Below are 16,194 nucleotides of genomic sequence, written 5' to 3'. Positions count from 1 at the left end.
TACCTGCTCTTGCTTCCAGCTTCCAGCTTCCAGCTTCCAGCTTCCAAGGCTATGCCCAATCGAGCCTATCGTGTTGCGTTGAACGGCTACGGCCGCATCGGCCGCTGCGTGCTACGTGCGTTCTACGAGCGCGATGCCGCATTCGATTTCCAGATCGTCGCGCTCAACGATCTGGCCGATATGCCCAGCCTGGAGTACCTGACCCGCTTCGACTCCACCCACGGACGCTTTCCCGGCGAGGTGAGCGTGGAGGGCGATTGCCTGCACATCAATGGCGATTGCGTGAAGGTGCTGCGCGAGTCCACACCTGAAGCCATCGACTGGCGTGCGCTGGACGTGGATCTGGTGCTGGAATGCTCGGGCGCCTACAACACCCGTGCCGCTGGCGCGCGTTTCCTCGATGCCGGTGCGCCGTGCGTGCTGTTCTCCCAGCCGATGGCCAGCGCTGCCGATGTCGACGCCACCGTGGTGATGGGCATCAACCATGAACAGCTCAGCGGTGCCGAGACGCTGGTGTCCAATGCTTCCTGCACCACCAACTGCGGCGTGCCGTTGCTGAAACTGCTCAACGACGCGGTGGGCATCGAGTACGCCTCCATCACCACCATTCACTCGGCGATGAACGATCAGCCGGTGATCGACGCCTATCATCACGAAGACCTGCGCCGCACCCGTTCGGCCTTCCAGTCGGTGATTCCGGTCTCCACCGGATTGGCCAAGGGAATCGAACGGTTACTGCCGGAACTCTCGGGGCGGATTCAGGCCAAAGCCGTGCGCGTGCCGACGGTGAACGTGTCCTGCCTGGATATCACCCTGCAAACATCACGCGATACCAATGCCGAGGCGATCAACCGGGTGCTGCGCGAAGCCGCTGAATCCGGTCCGCTGAAGGGATTGCTGGCGTACACCGAGCTGCCCCACGCCAGCTGCGATTTCAACCACGTTCCGCATTCGGCGATCGTCGATGGCAGCCTGACGCGGGCGTCCGGGCCGCGGCTGGTGAATCTGCTGGCCTGGTTCGACAACGAGTGGGGGTTCGCCAATCGCATGCTCGAAGTGGCCGAACATTATCTGCAGGTCGCTCATCGCGCCTGAAGCCGCACTGCTTGAAGACTCGCCGTTCATGAATTTTAAGGAAGATCAGATGACCGTTTTGAAGATGACCGACCTCGACCTCCAGGGTAAGCGCGTGCTGATTCGCGAGGATCTCAACGTGCCGGTGAAGGATGGCACGGTAAAGAGCGATGCGCGCATCCTAGCTGCGCTGCCGACCATCAAGCTGGCGCTGGAAAAAGGCGCGGCGGTGCTGGTCTGCTCGCACCTGGGCCGTCCGGAAGAGGGCGTGTTCAGCGAGGAAGACAGCCTCAAGCCTGTGGCCGACTATCTCTCCAAGGCGCTGAACCGCGACGTCCCGCTGGTCCGCGACTATCTCGACGGCGTCGAGGTGAAAGCCGGTGAGCTGGTGCTGCTGGAGAACGTGCGCTTCAACAAGGGCGAGAAGAAGAACACCGACGAGCTGGCGCAGAAATATGCCGCGCTGTGCGACGTCTTCGTCATGGACGCCTTCGGCACCGCCCACCGCGCCCAGGGTTCGACCCATGGCGTGGCCAAGTTCGCCCAAGTCGCCTGTGCCGGCCCGCTGCTGGCCGCCGAGCTGGATGCGCTGGGCAAGGCGCTGAAGAGCCCGGCCAAGCCGATGGCCGCGATCGTCGCCGGTTCCAAGGTATCGACCAAACTGGACGTGCTGAACAGTCTGAGTCAGGTCTGCGATCAGCTGATTGTCGGCGGCGGCATCGCCAATACGTTCCTCGCCGCTGCCGGCTTCCCGGTGGGCAAGTCGCTGTATGAGGCCGATCTGGTCGACACCGCCAAGGCCATCGCGGCCAAGGTCAGTGTGCCGCTGCCGGTGGACGTGGTGGTGGCCAAGGCCTTCGCCGAGGATGCCGAAGCGACGGTCAAGTCCATCGCCGAGGTGGCCGACGACGACATGATTCTCGACATCGGCCCGCAGACTGCTACCAACTTCGCCGAGCTACTCAAATCCTCGAAAACCATCCTCTGGAACGGTCCGGTCGGCGTGTTCGAGTTCGATCAGTTCGGCAACGGCACCAAGGTGCTGGCGCAGGCGATTGCCGAAAGCCCGGCGTTCTCCATTGCCGGCGGCGGTGACACCCTGGCGGCCATCGACAAGTATGGTGTGAGCGAGAAGATTTCCTACATTTCCACCGGTGGCGGCGCCTTCCTCGAATTCGTCGAGGGCAAGGTGCTTCCTGCGGTGGAAATGCTCGAGCAGCGCGCGGCGCAGTAACGGTAGACCAGCACAACAAGCGAAGCGTCAAGGCAACCCCTGGGGTTTGGTGAGGTCTCTGTTTTGTCTGAGCACGGAATGGAGACTTACCATGCGTTATGCCGCTCTAGCTGTTTGCTGTCTTGGCCTGGCCGGTTGTGCCGGTGGCGCGCCGGATTCGCTTTGCGAAGTGATCGACCCGCCACCAATCGAAAGCCCCACTGCACAGAATGATCAACGGGTGCAGATGCAAAGCACCGGCGATCCAACCGCTGGAACCGCTGCGGACGTTCAGGATTGCCCCTGAGCCGACGCAGCCAAGCAAGGAGAAGCGATGAAAGGCCTGTACATCCCGTTTGCCGCACTGCTGCTCAGCGGTTGCGGTCACTGGCAATCCGGCCCCGACGCACCCTTCGTTCGCTGGAAATGCCAGAGCCAACAGAACATCGCCTGGCGCTACGCCGATGACAGTCGCCAAACGGTGGAGCTGAAGATCGGTGATAGCGAGCAGGTTCACCGGCTGCGCAAGGAACCTGCCACTCATGGTGCTTTCTATAGCGACGGTGTGGTGGCTTTCCACGACAAAGGCAACCAGGCGTTGGTCTTTCGGACCGCCGACGACAAGCTGCTGGCCCATGGCTGCAGCGCTTCGCTGATCACCATTTGAGATGCCGAGACGCCCCTACGCAGCGGGTCGGCATGGAGCGATTTGCGGCGTTTCGCCAGAACTGATGGTTTTTGAGCCGTCCGCCACTACAATGCCGCGCCTTACCGCGCGGTGCTTGAACAGCGCCAGCCCCTGCGGCAGGCTTTTACACGAATAAACGACCCAAACCGGGAGAAAGGAAAACATGGCACTCATCAGCATGCGCCAGATGCTCGACCACGCCGCCGAGTTCGGCTACGGCGTGCCGGCCTTCAACGTGAACAACCTTGAGCAGATGCGAGCCATCATGGAAGCGGCCGACAAGACCGACTCCCCGGTGATCGTCCAAGCCTCTGCCGGCGCCCGCAAATACGCCGGCGCCCCCTTCCTGCGCCACTTGATTCTGGCGGCAATCGAAGAATTCCCGCATATCCCGGTGTGCATGCACCAGGACCATGGCACCAGCCCGGATATCTGCCAGCGTTCGATCCAGCTGGGCTTTTCCTCGGTGATGATGGACGGCTCGCTGCGTGAAGATGGCAAGACGCCGTCCGATTATGAATACAACGTGCGCGTCACCCAGCAAACGGTCGCTTTCTCCCACGCCTGCGGCGTCTCGGTGGAAGGCGAACTGGGCTGCCTGGGTAGCCTGGAAACTGGCATGGCTGGTGAAGAAGACGGTGTCGGCGCCGAAGGCACGCTGGATCACAGCCAGCTGCTGACCGATCCGGAAGAAGCCGCCGACTTCGTGAAGAAGACCAAGGTGGACGCCCTGGCCATCGCCATCGGCACCAGCCACGGCGCCTACAAGTTCACCAAGCCGCCGACCGGCGACACCCTGTCGATCCAGCGCATCAAGGAAATCCACCAGCGCATTCCCGATACGCACCTGGTGATGCACGGCTCCTCCTCGGTCCCGCAGGAGTGGCTGAAAATCATCAACGAGTACGGTGGCGACATCAAGGAAACCTACGGCGTGCCGGTCGAGGAAATCGTCGAGGGCATCAAGTACGGCGTACGCAAGGTCAACATCGACACCGACCTGCGCTTGGCCTCCACTGGCGCGATCCGCGAGTTCATGGCGAAGAACCCCGCCGAGTTCGATCCGCGCAAATACCTGGCCAAGACCGTTACAGCCATGCGTGACATCTGCATCGCCCGCTATGAAGCCTTCGGCACCGCCGGCAATGCCAGCAAGATCAAGCCGATCTCCCTGGAAGGCATGTTCCAGCGTTATGCCTCCGGCGAGCTGGACCCCAAGGTCAACTGAGTCGGCTGACGACTGAACAAGGGCCCGCTTGAAGTGGGCTCGAAATAACAACCCCCCCCCCTTGGCGGGGTTTTGTTTTTTAAGCGTTGTGCCGGCCGGGGCAATTGTCGCGGGGCGCGCCTCTTATGGGCTTTTGCGGGAGGCCCGCCCTCGGAGCGAAGCTTTTGCCTGCGGTATTACCAGGCGCACTTGGTCTTTGAGATACGGCTCAGACACCGGCTACGCTGAGCGTTAGATGAGAACTCTTAGTCCAATAGTTGCTGAATCTGGCTGTGCAGATTATCGAGCGAGAAGGGCTTTGCGATGATCGGAGCGGAGCGGGCGATGGGGCTTCCGGATTCGTGGATCTCGATCGGATAACCGCTGATGAAGATGACTTTCAGATCGGGCCGCAACTTGATTGCCGGCTCCGCGATCATCACGCCTGAAACACCACCGGGCAGTCTGAAATCGGTTACCAGCAGGTCCAGTCGCGGCTTGGTTGCCAAAATTTCGAAAGCTCGGGCTGAATCCGCCGCCTCCAGAACCTTGTAGCCTTCCCCTGCTAGATAGTCAGACAACAGGCCGAGAATGTGGGGTTCGTCCTCAACGAGCAGGACAACTTTGGCGGGTGCTTGGCTCATCGGGATTCTCGATTCTTGTGCAATAGCTTGTGAACGTACTGTGTGTCAGGCCAGTGATGGTTCCGGCGCGGGACGAGCACTTGGAGCACGACGGCGCTTCCCAAGTTCATGAGTGCGCTGCAATCGGCTGATCCGATCGAGTGCCCCGTCGGTGCCTGCCCAGCAGGGTACTGGACTATGGTACGAACCTCTATCAGAAGACCATGGCTCAAGTCAGTAACTTTTGGAATCCACCATGACCAATGAAGATCCCCGTACCGTCGCTGAACGCACGCTGGATGACTATCGCGCCAATGCCGAGGCGTTTCGCGAGGGCACACGCGACCATGATGTCAGCCAGAATATCGAAGCATTGTTGCGAAACATCCGCGGCGAACCGCCTTTTCGCATTCTCGACCTGGGTTGTGGCCCCGGGCGAGACCTCAAGACATTCACATCCCTCGGCCATATCGCCGTCGGGCTGGATGGCGCCGAACCCTTCGTGTCCATGGCGCGGGCCGACAGCGGTTGCGAGGTGCTGCACCAGGACTTCCTGCAGCTGGACCTGCCCGCCGAAGCGTTCGACGGCATATTTGCCAATGCGGTGCTGTTTCATCTTCCCAGCCGTGAAATCGGCGCGGTTCTGCTGAAGTTGCATGCTGCGCTTCGCGGCGGTGGCGTGCTGTTCAGCTCCAATCCGCGCGGCAACAATCAGGAGGGCTGGAGCGGTGCGCGTTACGGCACCCGGTATGACTGGCCAACCTGGCGTGCATTACTGCAGTCGGCCGGCTTTACCGAACTTGAGCATTATTACCGGCCAGCGGGCTTGCCACGTGAACGGCAGCCATGGCTTGCCAGCGTCTGGCGCAAGGGCTGACGTGGCAGACAGCGGCAGGCGGAGGTTGTTCATCTGCAAAGCAGAATGCATGTCGTGAAGCTTGGTTTCATGCGTTTTGCATGCATACAAAACGCTATTATGTGACGCAAGTCACTGAATTTAGCGGGTTTCGTTGATCTCTCGGGTTGGCACGAACGCTGCTCTAGTTAAGGAAGCTGGACCATAACCGGAGTACACAATAATGATCGCCGCTGAAAAAACTCTCTCTGCCGCGTTTCCCGAGTTCGAAGTACTCACCACCCCTCGTCCGGATGGGGGGCTTTTATTGACGCTGCGTAATGATGATCGGGACATCATCAAGCGCGCCCTTTCCAAGGGTCAGACCCAGACTAATATTCAGCTGGAATGGGTCATCAGCTCGATCCGCCGCGATCTGGCGCTGGAGGCTGGCATGTCGCCTGCCATCGCCCGTTTGCAAAGTCAGAGCCGCACAGGGCTGCCGACCTACGACTATGCCTGAACCGATCGTTGGGCCCTGTGCTGCGGGGCCCACTGATCGATGAGCACTGCGCGACCTGGCGCAGGCGAACTACCGGGCCAGAAGAGTCCGGGTGCAGCAAGCCGATGAAGTGATGAGGAAGCCCACATGAATGCCATTGACCTGTTGATCGAAGATCACGAACGAGTGAAGGACATCCTGACGCGCCTGACTGAGAGCACGGAGCGCGCCGTCAAGACTCGTGCCGATCTGCTGCAAAAACTAGAGATGGAAGTAACCATTCATACCCAGCTCGAAGAGCAGATTCTCTACCCGGCCTATAAGGAGGCGGGTGGTAAGGAAGAGCTGAAAATGTATTACGAGGCCAAGGAGGAGCATCGTGCGGTGGATTCCCTCGTGCTGCCTGATCTCAAGGTGACCGATCCGGGGAGCGTCGAGTTTTCCGGCCGCGCCAAAGTGTGCAAGGAGTTGCTCGAGCATCACATTGAGGAAGAGGAATCGGAAATGTTTCCCCAGGCGCGCGAGCTGTTCGACGAGGCCAGGCTGGAAGAGATGGGTGAGCAAATGAGCGAACTCAGAGACCGCCTAAAGAAGGAATTCGTTTCAAGCAAAGCGGCTTGATGCATTTCGTACCGGGGGCGCAACGCCTCGGCACATTGTTCACAGCCAACCGGCGCGCAGGCAACTGTCGCGCCGGTTGACGTATCGGCTCGATAGCGAGTCCGGCCGGCCGCAGAGCATCGGCTGGGATCGATCAGAGCCTCCGTTTTATGCGCCAGCGCGCTGGATTTGCATGGCATGACCGATACCGTTGAGCGGTTGACACCCGGTCTGTGGCGTAGCGTGGGCACTCTCCCCCTTGTGAAAGGTCAATTTCAGAAGGATTGATTTGTCCTATCTCCGGCTTGTTAGTCGGCTTTCATCTTTCTGGAGGGTTATCCATGCGTCTTGCTTACTTGTCTGCCCCTATCCTAGGTCTGCTGCTGGTCGGCTGCGGCCCGGATGAGGATCGTGAACGCGAACAAACCCCGCCGCCTGCAACCGAGCAGCCTGCGGCACCGGCCACTACACCGCCGGCGACCGGCACTGGCGCTGGGACGGGTGCAGGGGCGGGTACTACCGGAACCGGTACGGGCGCAGGTGCGGAAACCGGCACTGGAACCGGCATTACCACCGGAACGGGTAATTCGGATGGGATGAACACCGCCCCGGCCGACAACGGCAGCGGCATGGGCACCGAGTCGGGTGCCGGCACCGCGCCCAATCCCACCGGCACCGGTACGGGTGCGTCCCAGTAAGTTTTAAATTCAATGGCGCCTCGCAAGCCTGGCGAGGCGCTCATGGAGGTTTGGATGAAGTCGAAATATATCGCCGTCGCCGCTGCGCTACCTGTTGCGCTGATGCTGAGTGCCTGCTCGCCGGACGAAGAGCCGTCGGCGATGGATAACACCAGCGAAAATCAACAGGAATACCAGAACACCGCCACCGACCCGGCCGGGCCGCGCGAGCTTTCGCCACCTTCGAACATGGCCAATGAATGACAGGGCTCGTACGCTGCGGCTGAGCGAGCCGCTACACGTACTGGGCCGCCGCGTAGCCGGATGCCCAGGCCCATTGGAAATTGAAACCGCCGAGATGGCCGGTGACATCCAGCACTTCGCCCACGAAGTACAGGCCCGGTGCCTTCTGCGACTCCATGGTCTTCGACGACACCTCGCGCGTGTCGACGCCACCCAATGTCACCTCCGCGGTGCGATAGCCTTCGGTGCCAGCCGGGACCAGTTGCCAGTTGCCCAGCTTTTCTGCCACGTCTTCGAGTTCAGTCGGGCTGTACTGCTTCAGCGGCCTGGAGATGAACCAATGCTCGGCCAGCAGCCCCGCCATCTTGCGTGTGAACAGCTCGCCGAGCAGCGTTTTCAACTCGGTATTCGGGCGTTCACGGCGCTGTTCGTCCAGCCAGTCGACGAGGTTCAGGTGCGGCAATAGGTTGATTTCGATGACATCGCCCGGCTGCCAATACGAGGAAATCTGCAGAATCGCCGGCCCGGAAAGCCCGCGATGGGTGAACAGGATGTTTTCCTTGAAACTCTGGCCGTTGCAGCTGACCAGGCAATCCTCGACCGAGGTGCCCGATAGGGCTTCGCACATTCCCTTGAGCTGCGGTTCGGTAATGGTGAGCGGCACCAGACCGGCGCGAGTCGGCAACACGCTGTGGCCGAACTGACGTGCGATTTGATAACCGAAACCGCTGGCCCCGAGAGTCGGGATCGACAGCCCGCCCGTCGCGATCACCAACGACTGACAGGCCAGTTCGCCGACATCGCTTTGCAACCGATAGCCGTCCTCGCTGCGTTCGACCGACTGCACGCTCGTATTCAGGCGAAGATCGACGCCCGCTTGTAGGCACTCATCGAGCAGCATGTCGAGGATGTCGCAGGCCTTGTTGTCGCAAAACAGCTGACCGAGTTTCTTCTCGTGATAGGGCACGCCATGACGGCTGACCATCTCGATGAAATCCCATTGGGTATAACGCGCCAGAGCGGATTTGCAGAAATGCGGATTGCCGGAGAGGAAGTTGGCCGGCTCGGTGTACATATTGGTGAAATTGCAGCGTCCGCCGCCGGACATGAGAATTTTCTTGCCGGCCTTGTTGGCATGGTCGAGCAGCAGAACGCGACGGCCGCGTGCCGCCGCCGTGAAAGCGCACATCAGTCCGGCGGCCCCAGCGCCAATTACCACCACGTCCGTTTGCAACACTTCTCACCTCGACCCGAAAACGCGAGATGGTACTCCTGCCGCCGGGCGGCTGCAGCCTGGGCTTGGGGCAGCCGACGAGACGGACATGGCAATCGGTTCACCTTGTGCTTTGCTATGGGTAATGGCGCTTCGCTATGAGGGCGAGAAGTCCATGAAATGTACAAGCCGTCTTCTATGGTTGGCATTGCTGCTGGCGAGCACGTCCCTGTCGGCCGACGTGCTACGTCTGGCGGGCAACGCCTGGCCGCCTTATACGGATCGACGGCTGCCCGAGGATGGTTTGTCGGTCGACCTCATCCGCACTGCGCTTGGCCGTGCGGGCTACCAGATTGAATACATCGAGGTGCCTTGGGCGCGCGCGGTGCTGGGCCTGAAGAATGGCACCTACGACATGATCAACGGCTGGCCGGCCCTCAACCGAGTCGGATATATACGCCTCTCACAGCCTTTTCTGACCAATCGCATGCGTTGGGTGCAGCGACGCGACAATGACATTCGTTATGACGGCCTCGCCAGCCTGGCGGATTATTCCATCGCGCTGAGCCGCGGCTATAGCTATAGCGATGAGCTAGAAAACGATTCGCGTCTGAACAAGGGATACGCTGTAAATTTCGTCCAGGCCGCGAGGATGCTGCTGGTCGGGCGCGTCGATCTGACGCTGGAAGATGAGCGCACCGCTCTGTTCCATTTCCGTCGCGAACTGAAGCAAGTGAGCGACGCCTTGTCGTTCGTGCCGGGTGAGTTCAGCCTGCGCGATCTGTCGCTGGCGGTACGCAACAGCCATCCGCAGCAGGCGACGATTCTTGCAGCGTTCAATCGCGAGATCGCGGCGATGGAACGAGACGGCAGCTATGCGGCGATCTTTCTCCGTCATGGGCTGCCTGCGCCCAAAGCGTTGCCTTAGCCCTGAGCGGGGGGCGCCTGGCGCACCAGGTGGCTGGCCATACTGCGCAGCGGCGCCAGCTGACGGCAGATCAGGCCCAGCTGGGTTTGCAGCAGCCGGTGTGCATCGTCCTGGTCCTCGGCTGCTTGTTCGAGCTGTTGCGCGAGGGCTTCCTCCTCATCGCTATAGACCGCCACTGGTTGATTGGTTCGCAAAGCCGTTGCCAGTTCGTCGAGGCTGCTTGCCAGTTGCTGTGCTGCACGCTCGAGCATGTCGTCGCGGGCGTCGTCGGGCAGGCTTTCGCGGTGTGCGCCCAACCCTGACAGATAGTTGAGCAGGGTGTGGGAAAGAATCAGAAAGCGAAAGCCGGTCTCGGCATCCTTTCGGAAATGACCGGGCTCCAGCAGCATGTTCGATAGCGTGGTAGACAGCGCGGCATCGGCGTTATGCGCGTTGCGTCGGGCCAGCCGGTACGCCAGGTCGTCGCGTTTGCCGCTCTCGTACTGACGCATGATTTGACGCAGGTAATCCGCGCTGCGGCTGAGCGTATTGGCAACCATCCGGTTAAGCCGGCGACCCTGCCAGTCCGGAAGAATCAGGAACACCGCTGCCGCGGCGATAAGGCTACCCAGCAAGGTATCGACCAGGCGCGGCCAGATCAGCCCGTAGCCGTCACCGACCTGGTTGAAGCAGAACAGCACCAGCAAGGTGATTGCGGCGGTCGCCAGGGTGTAGCGGCTGCTTCGTGTGGCGAAGAACACCACCCCGGCGACCACGGCGAACAGCGCCTGGATCTGCTGACTCGGAAACAGATCGAACAGCGCCCAGCCCACCACCAGTCCGAGCAGGGTGCCGGTCACGCGCTGTACCAACTTGATCCGTGTCGCGCCGTAGTTCGGCTGGCAGACGAACACCGTCGTCAGCAGCACCCAGTAGCCCTGTTCCGGGTGGATCGCGTGCAGTACCGCGTAGCCGCACACCAATGCCAGGCTCATGCGCAGGGCATGACGGAACAGCAGCGAGGTAGGTGTGAGCTGCAAGCGGATGCGGGCGAGGGCGTCGCGTAACGATTGCGGCTCGCGGTCCAGCAGGCTGCTGTCCTGTTCGCCTTCCAGGGCGTCGGGGTTGCTGGCACTGGCGAGCTGGCGCTGCATCGTCGATAGGTTGCTCGACAGCGCCCGCAGCGAGCGCAACAGCCCGCGCCAGGCCGGATTGCTTTGCATGCGCAAGTGTTCCAGCGACGATTCCAGATCGCCCAGTGCCTGGGTATTGGCTTCGCTGTAGCGAAAGGGCTGGCGCAGCTGTATGGCCTTGGCCAGTTCGGCGCAGGCGATGCCCTGCAACCGCAGCAGCCTGCCGCAGCGGAACAGCACGTCGCTGTGGAAGAAGGCCTCGGCCAGCGCCTGGTAGGGATAGTGAGAGGAGCTGACGCGCTCGTGCAGGTCCTGTGCGAGGAAATAGAGTTTGAGGTAATGGCTGATCTTGACGCCGGGACGACCGTTACCGAGGCGATGCAGCAGGGTTTCCTTGGTGGCGTTCAGCGCGCTGACTACCCGACAGTTTTGTTGCGCCAACTGCAGCCGGCGCTCCTCCACATCGAGCTGGCGTATTGGCTCGAACAGCGTCGCTTTGAGTTTGAAATACTGCCCTAGCTCCCGATACAGCCTGGCCAGGCTCTGCTGCACCGGCTGGTGCGAGAACAGCGCATTCCAGAGGACCGACAGCAGGCCATACCACGTTGCCCCTGCCAGCAGCAGCAACGGATCGGTCCAGGGGTTGAGTGGGTCGCCGCCGCGCTGATCGGCAGCGATCATGCTGTAGATCGACAGGATCAACGTCGCTTGGGCGATTGTCGCGTAGCGCTCACCCAGCGCGCCAAGCATCACCAGGGCAAATGCAGCAAGGGCCATTCCGCTGACAAACAGCCATGGGTAGGGGAACAGCAATTTTACCGAGACGGCCGCAACGGCGAAGCACAACAAGGTGACCAGCAAAGCCGACAACCGCCCCAGCCAACTGTCGTCGGTTTCCGCCAGGGCGCTGGCTATCACGCCGAGAAACAGCGGGATGGCCATCGACGGCTGCCCGAGGTGCCAGCTCAGGCCCATGCTGCCGGCCAGCGCAATCAGCACGCGCAGGCTGTAGCCGAATTTCTCCAGCGCCCAGAGGCGGCGTAGGGAATGGCTGAGCGATGGTGAGCGCATGGACGTTCGGACCCGACTGAGAAGCTATTTGGACGCCCGAAGCGTTCGGACGTCACGGTGACCATGGCAAAGCTTATACCGTCCGTCTGTCCTGCATCACCGGAACGCCATCGCTTGGTCATGGTTCTGCCGTATTTCGCTGGCTTTATTCATGCGGCCCCTCCACCCATTCCTATAACAGAGGACATCGCATGAACCGTGAACATGATGCCAGCCGCCGCAGCCTGCTCAAGGGCAGCGCCATTACTGCCGCCGTCGTCGCCAGCACGCCATTCCTCGGCACGCTGGAAGCATTTGCCGCCCGTAATGCTCAGGGCCGCGGCGCTGGTCTGGTTCGTAGCAGTTATGGCCCAGTGCGGCCAGTAAAAGACCTGTCCACTGGCCTTGAGCTGCTTCAGCTGCCCGACGGTTTTCAGTACAAAAGCTTTTCCTGGACCGGCGACATGATGGAAAACGGCCAGCCCGTTCCTACCTCTCATGACGGCATGGGCGTTATCAGCGTGCGCCGTGGTCAGCATGGTCAGGAAATTGTGCTGGTCCGTAACCATGAAGCCAGCACCGGTCCGTTGATCGACGCCACCGGCATCTATGACGACGTCACGCTGTCCAATGGCCAGCGTCCAGCCGGCGGCACCACGAACCTCTACGTTTCCCGCGATATTGCGCAGCCTGTCCGTACGGTCCCGAGCCTGGGCGGAACCCGCACCAACTGTGCCGGTGGCGTCACCCCTTGGGGCACCTGGTTGTCCTGCGAAGAAACCACCGCCGACTATCGCAGTGTCGGTGGTCGCGCCCACGGCTATGTATTCGAAGTGACAGCCGACCCGGCGCTGACTACCGGCGAGCCGATTATCCAGATGGGTCGTTTCGCACACGAGGCGGTCGCTGTCGATCCGCGCAACAGCTACGTCTACTTGACCGAAGACTCACGCAACCGTTCTGGCTACTACCGCTACATCCCCAGCAATGCCAGCCAACAGCCGGGTTCACTCGCCGCGGGCGGCATCCTGCAGGCGGCACGTGTTCGAGATCGTGCTCTGGTCGATCTGCACGCGCCGAAGCAGGGCGACAGCTACCAGTTGGAGTGGGTTGAAGTCGCCTATCCAGACCTGGAACCGCAGCCGGAAGGTAGCGGCCCGTACGCCCAGGCACGTCGCGCCGGTGGTTTGAGCATGAGCCGCGGCGAAGGCATTTGGTACAGCGAAGGCAAGCTCTACATTGTTGATACCAGTGCTGGCACGGACAGCCAGGGCCGTGCGGGCTACGGAGAGGGCGCGGTGTGGATGCATGACCTGGCCACCGATCGCCTGACCTGTGTCTTCGCTTCCACGGACGCCGAGATCGCCAACAACCCCGACAACATCACGGTCAGCCCGCGCGGCGGCGTGCTGCTCTGTGAAGACGGCGGTGGCGCGCAGGACATGTACGGTTTCGGCGAGCGCCTGTTGGGCCTGACCACCGCCGGTGAAGCCTATGTTTTCGCCAAGAACAACGTGGTGTTCGATGACGTCCAGGCTGCTGCGGCCGGTAAGAACGTGTCAGGTGACGATTATCGCAGCCGTGAGTTCTGCGGCGCCTGCTTCGATCCGACCGGGCATTTCCTCTTCGTCAACATCCAGACCCCTGGCATCACGTTCGCCATCTGGGGCCCATGGGCGCGCGGGTCGTTGTAATAAAGGCAGCTGGAGGTCTAAAGCTGGAAGCTGGAAGTCAAAGCTGCTTGCTTCCGGCTTCCGGCTTAAAGCTGCCTCACCTTCAACGACCGCCCTTTGATCTTCCCGGCATTGAGACGATTCAACGCCTGTTTGGCGACGTCGCGCTCGACGGCGACGAACGCCTGGAAATCGAAGATCGCAATCTTGCCAACCTGGGTGCCGGGAATGCCCGCATCGCCGGTCAGCGCACCCAGAATGTCGCCGGGGCGCAATTTATCCTTGCGTCCCGCGCCGATGCAGAGCGTCACCATGGGAGGGCGTAGCAGCTCGCCAGGCTGCGCTTTCAGTTCGCTCAGCGGCTGCCAGTTGAGCGGCGCCTTCTGGCGTTCTTCGATTGCGCGGGCGCGATGGGCTTCGGCGGGGGCCACCAGGCTGATTGCGATCCCCTTTCTGCCGGCACGCCCGGTGCGCCCGACACGGTGAATGTGGATTTCCGAGTCGCGTGCCAGCTCGACGTTGATGACCATGTCCAGCGCGTCGATATCCAGGCCGCGCGCGGCGACATCGGTGGCCACCAGCACCGACAGACTGCGGTTGGCGAACATCGCCAGCACTTGGTCTCGATCGCGTTGTTCCAGATCCCCGTTGAGCGCCATGGCCGAGATGCCCTTGGCCGTGAGCTGGTCGACCAGTTCCTGGCACTGCTGCTTGGTAAAGCAGAAGGCGACACAGGTTTCCGGGCGGAAGCTGGCGAGCACGCGCACCACCGCATCCATTCGGTCATCGGCGTCGATTTCGTAGAAGCGCTGTTCGATCTGTGAATCGTCATGCAGCGCCTCGGCCTTAACCTGCTGCGGGTCGCGCATGAAGGTAGCCGAAAGTTGCTTGATGCCCGAAGGGTAGGTCGCCGAGAACAGCAGCGTCTGCCGCTTGCCCGGCGTCTGCTCGATGATTTCCGCGATGGCATCGTAAAAGCCCATGTCGAGCATGCGATCGGCCTCGTCGAGCACCAGCGTGTTCAGGCCGTCGAGTTTTAGAGTGCCTTTTTTCAGGTGCTCCTGGATACGTCCAGGAGTACCGACAATGACGTGTGCGCCGTGCTCCAACGAGCCGATCTGCGGGCCGATGGAAACGCCGCCGCAGAGCGTGAGAATCTTGATGTTGTCAGCCGCGCGCGCCAGCCGGCGCAGTTCCTTGGCAACCTGATCGGCCAGCTCGCGGGTCGGGCAAAGCACTAAAGCCTGGCAACCGAAATAGCGCGGATTGAGTGGTTCGAGCAGAGCGATACCGAAGGCGGCGGTCTTGCCGCTACCGGTTTTGGCCTGGGCAATGAGGTCCATGCCCTTGAGCATCACGGGCAGGCTCTGGGCCTGGATCGGGGTCATCTCGCTGTAGCCGAGGGCCTCGAGGTTGGCCAGCATGGCTGCGGAAAGAGGCAGGGAAGAAAATGCGGTACTGGGCACGGGGAAAGTCTTCGGCGGGGATCGGCCTGCAGTCTATCAGGGCCGCTGGCTCACGCGGAGATCAAGCATGCCATCGAGGCGGCCCTTCATCGAGGCGAAACGTTTTGTAGGACAGACAGACGGAACCCCGCAGGTGTGGTGCCGATCGATACTTGTCCATGACTCGTTCCAGGAGGTTGTTTTTGTCTCGCGTTCTTTTCCTTGCAGGGCTGTTGGCGCTTCCAGCGTTCGCGGCCGACCCTACGCTTTACGGGCGTTACGAACACATCAAGATCGAAGAAATCGGCAAGACCCTGCCGGCCAAGATGGACACCGGAGCTATGACCGCATCGTTGTCAGCGCGTGACATCGAGCAGTTCCAGCGTGACGGTGAGGATTGGGTGCGCTTCCGCCTGGCTGTCGACGGCGCCGATGACACCCTCTACGAGCAGCCCCTGATCGGCATCAGTCAGATCAAAACCCGCTCCGAAGAAGGTGTTGAGGTCGATCCAAACAGCGAGCCGCCACGTGCGGAGCGGCCACTCATTGGCATGCAGCTGTGCATCGGCGACCAGCTGCGCGAGGCTGAGGTGAATCTCACCGATCGTACCCACTTCAGTTATCCATTGCTGATCGGCGCACAAACCATCCGCGACCTGAACGCTGCGATCGATCCGGCCGACAAGTACACGGCAGGGCGACCGACCTGCTGAGACGGATGCGCATGCGTTGATGGCGGATATGCGAAAGAACGAGCTGATGTAGTGCCAGAAAGTGCGTTCTGAATTGCGCTTATCCGCCTTTTTTTTAATTCAAAAATCCGAAAGCCAGAACTATGCGCTGCATTGTTAAGGCTGAATTATATTTTTTTGGCATTAAGTTTATTGTGTCGTTTTATTGATGTGGCGATTAAATTTATGTGGCTGGTTTAAGGCCTGTATTAGATTTTTAAACGTAATGAATTGAAATGTTCATATTTGATTGTTCATGCTTGCTTTGGATTGGATGTCATAAGAGCAGAAACGATTGGCGCGTTTTTATGTTCGATTAAGGTTGGCAGTTTCGAGCCGCCGGGCGTACCCGGGTGCTGTTCGCGTTGGGAAGGGGGGCT

General features: G+C 60.8%; 17 protein-coding genes. 13 read left to right on the top strand and 4 right to left on the bottom strand.

Annotated features, from left to right (window positions below):
• Positions 1-51: 51 nt before the first annotated feature.
• The 5 genes from epd (at position 52) to fba (ending at position 4,203) form a co-directional block, all read left to right on the top strand.
• Positions 52-1,095 carry an erythrose-4-phosphate dehydrogenase gene (epd, locus tag NA647_RS08150; RefSeq protein WP_256057225.1) on the top strand — a complete coding sequence of 348 codons (1,044 nt, stop codon included), beginning with the start codon at positions 52-54 and terminating at the stop codon, positions 1,093-1,095.
• Positions 1,096-1,144: 49 nt separating this feature from the next.
• A complete protein-coding gene (locus NA647_RS08145; RefSeq protein WP_256057224.1) occupies positions 1,145-2,308 on the top strand; it encodes a phosphoglycerate kinase in 1,164 nt (387 codons plus the stop codon).
• Between the two features lie 91 nt (positions 2,309-2,399).
• Positions 2,400-2,594, top strand: coding sequence for a hypothetical protein (locus tag NA647_RS08140; protein ID WP_131649561.1), 195 nt, complete (start codon positions 2,400-2,402; stop codon positions 2,592-2,594).
• Between the two features lie 27 nt (positions 2,595-2,621).
• Positions 2,622-2,954: an MliC family protein gene (locus NA647_RS08135; RefSeq protein ID WP_256057223.1), complete on the top strand. Its 333-nt coding sequence runs from the start codon at positions 2,622-2,624 to the stop codon at positions 2,952-2,954.
• Between the two features lie 184 nt (positions 2,955-3,138).
• A complete protein-coding gene (gene fba / locus NA647_RS08130) occupies positions 3,139-4,203 on the top strand; it encodes a class II fructose-bisphosphate aldolase (protein WP_256057222.1) in 1,065 nt (354 codons plus the stop codon).
• 245 nt (positions 4,204-4,448) lie between these two features.
• Here fba and NA647_RS08125 read toward each other — a convergent pair whose 3' ends face one another.
• Entirely contained in the window at positions 4,449-4,826 is a 378-nt protein-coding gene (locus tag NA647_RS08125) for a response regulator (RefSeq protein ID WP_256047396.1), read from the bottom strand.
• Between the two features lie 235 nt (positions 4,827-5,061).
• On the opposite strand from NA647_RS08125, the gene NA647_RS08120 reads away from it, so the two are divergent.
• From NA647_RS08120 to NA647_RS08100, 5 genes are all read left to right on the top strand, one after another.
• A complete protein-coding gene (locus NA647_RS08120; RefSeq protein ID WP_256057221.1) occupies positions 5,062-5,682 on the top strand; it encodes a class I SAM-dependent methyltransferase in 621 nt (206 codons plus the stop codon).
• A 202-nt stretch (positions 5,683-5,884) separates the two neighbouring features.
• Entirely contained in the window at positions 5,885-6,163 is a 279-nt protein-coding gene (locus tag NA647_RS08115) for a DUF3509 domain-containing protein (protein ID WP_197444910.1), read from the top strand.
• A gap of 126 nt (positions 6,164-6,289) precedes the next feature.
• Positions 6,290-6,763, top strand: coding sequence for a hemerythrin domain-containing protein (locus NA647_RS08110; protein WP_256057220.1), 474 nt, complete (start codon positions 6,290-6,292; stop codon positions 6,761-6,763).
• A gap of 320 nt (positions 6,764-7,083) precedes the next feature.
• Positions 7,084-7,440, top strand: a complete 357-nt coding sequence (locus NA647_RS08105) for a hypothetical protein (protein ID WP_256057219.1) — start codon at positions 7,084-7,086, stop codon at positions 7,438-7,440.
• A 54-nt stretch (positions 7,441-7,494) separates the two neighbouring features.
• Positions 7,495-7,683 carry a hypothetical protein gene (locus NA647_RS08100; protein ID WP_256057218.1) on the top strand — a complete coding sequence of 63 codons (189 nt, stop codon included), beginning with the start codon at positions 7,495-7,497 and terminating at the stop codon, positions 7,681-7,683.
• Between the two features lie 31 nt (positions 7,684-7,714).
• Here NA647_RS08100 and NA647_RS08095 read toward each other — a convergent pair whose 3' ends face one another.
• Positions 7,715-8,899 carry an NAD(P)/FAD-dependent oxidoreductase gene (locus NA647_RS08095; protein WP_256057217.1) on the bottom strand — a complete coding sequence of 395 codons (1,185 nt, stop codon included), beginning with the start codon at positions 8,897-8,899 and terminating at the stop codon, positions 7,715-7,717.
• Positions 8,900-9,050: 151 nt separating this feature from the next.
• Here NA647_RS08095 and NA647_RS08090 point away from each other — a divergent pair, with 151 nt between their 5' ends.
• On the top strand, positions 9,051-9,803 hold the full coding sequence (locus NA647_RS08090) for a substrate-binding periplasmic protein (RefSeq protein ID WP_256057216.1): 753 nt from the start codon (positions 9,051-9,053) through the stop codon (positions 9,801-9,803).
• Here NA647_RS08090 and yccS read toward each other — a convergent pair.
• The gene (gene yccS / locus NA647_RS08085) at positions 9,800-11,986 is read right to left on the bottom strand and encodes a YccS family putative transporter (RefSeq protein ID WP_256057215.1); all 2,187 of its coding nucleotides are present in this window, start codon (positions 11,984-11,986) and stop codon (positions 9,800-9,802) included. The genes NA647_RS08090 and yccS overlap by 4 nt on opposite strands.
• Before the next feature lie 191 nt (positions 11,987-12,177).
• Here yccS and NA647_RS08080 point away from each other — a divergent pair, with 191 nt between their 5' ends.
• Entirely contained in the window at positions 12,178-13,659 is a 1,482-nt protein-coding gene (locus tag NA647_RS08080; RefSeq protein WP_256047404.1) for a PhoX family protein, read from the top strand.
• Between the two features lie 65 nt (positions 13,660-13,724).
• On the opposite strand, the gene dbpA is transcribed toward NA647_RS08080, so the two are convergent.
• The gene (gene dbpA / locus NA647_RS08075) at positions 13,725-15,104 is read right to left on the bottom strand and encodes an ATP-dependent RNA helicase DbpA (protein WP_256057214.1); all 1,380 of its coding nucleotides are present in this window, start codon (positions 15,102-15,104) and stop codon (positions 13,725-13,727) included.
• A 182-nt stretch (positions 15,105-15,286) separates the two neighbouring features.
• Here dbpA and NA647_RS08070 point away from each other — a divergent pair, with 182 nt between their 5' ends.
• Complete coding sequence (locus NA647_RS08070) at positions 15,287-15,796, top strand: ATP-dependent zinc protease (RefSeq protein ID WP_256057213.1); 510 nt, start codon at positions 15,287-15,289, stop codon at positions 15,794-15,796.
• Positions 15,797-16,194: the final 398 nt, after the last annotated feature.

Origin of the sequence: Stutzerimonas stutzeri, assembly GCF_024448985.1 — a bacterium.
In the GTDB taxonomy this organism is placed as follows: domain Bacteria; phylum Pseudomonadota; class Gammaproteobacteria; order Pseudomonadales; family Pseudomonadaceae; genus Stutzerimonas; species Stutzerimonas stutzeri_AP.
The sequence above is the reverse complement of the archived record's forward strand: the minus strand, read 5'-3'. Positions and strand labels throughout refer to the sequence as shown.

What these genes read in the sequence shown, in the direction of transcription:
- epd (WP_256057225.1), top strand. Translation starts at nt 52, where the DNA reads ATGCCCAATCGAGCCTATCGTGTTGCGTTGAACGGCTACGGCCGCATC.
- NA647_RS08145 (WP_256057224.1), top strand. Translation starts at nt 1,145, where the DNA reads ATGACCGTTTTGAAGATGACCGACCTCGACCTCCAGGGTAAGCGCGTG.
- NA647_RS08140 (WP_131649561.1), top strand. Translation starts at nt 2,400, where the DNA reads ATGCGTTATGCCGCTCTAGCTGTTTGCTGTCTTGGCCTGGCCGGTTGT.
- NA647_RS08135 (WP_256057223.1), top strand. Translation starts at nt 2,622, where the DNA reads ATGAAAGGCCTGTACATCCCGTTTGCCGCACTGCTGCTCAGCGGTTGC.
- fba (WP_256057222.1), top strand. Translation starts at nt 3,139, where the DNA reads ATGGCACTCATCAGCATGCGCCAGATGCTCGACCACGCCGCCGAGTTC.
- NA647_RS08125 (WP_256047396.1), bottom strand. Translation starts at nt 4,826, where the DNA reads ATGAGCCAAGCACCCGCCAAAGTTGTCCTGCTCGTTGAGGACGAACCC.
- NA647_RS08120 (WP_256057221.1), top strand. Translation starts at nt 5,062, where the DNA reads ATGACCAATGAAGATCCCCGTACCGTCGCTGAACGCACGCTGGATGAC.
- NA647_RS08115 (WP_197444910.1), top strand. Translation starts at nt 5,885, where the DNA reads ATGATCGCCGCTGAAAAAACTCTCTCTGCCGCGTTTCCCGAGTTCGAA.
- NA647_RS08110 (WP_256057220.1), top strand. Translation starts at nt 6,290, where the DNA reads ATGAATGCCATTGACCTGTTGATCGAAGATCACGAACGAGTGAAGGAC.
- NA647_RS08105 (WP_256057219.1), top strand. Translation starts at nt 7,084, where the DNA reads ATGCGTCTTGCTTACTTGTCTGCCCCTATCCTAGGTCTGCTGCTGGTC.
- NA647_RS08100 (WP_256057218.1), top strand. Translation starts at nt 7,495, where the DNA reads ATGAAGTCGAAATATATCGCCGTCGCCGCTGCGCTACCTGTTGCGCTG.
- NA647_RS08090 (WP_256057216.1), top strand. Translation starts at nt 9,051, where the DNA reads ATGAAATGTACAAGCCGTCTTCTATGGTTGGCATTGCTGCTGGCGAGC.
- yccS (WP_256057215.1), bottom strand. Translation starts at nt 11,986, where the DNA reads ATGCGCTCACCATCGCTCAGCCATTCCCTACGCCGCCTCTGGGCGCTG.
- NA647_RS08080 (WP_256047404.1), top strand. Translation starts at nt 12,178, where the DNA reads ATGAACCGTGAACATGATGCCAGCCGCCGCAGCCTGCTCAAGGGCAGC.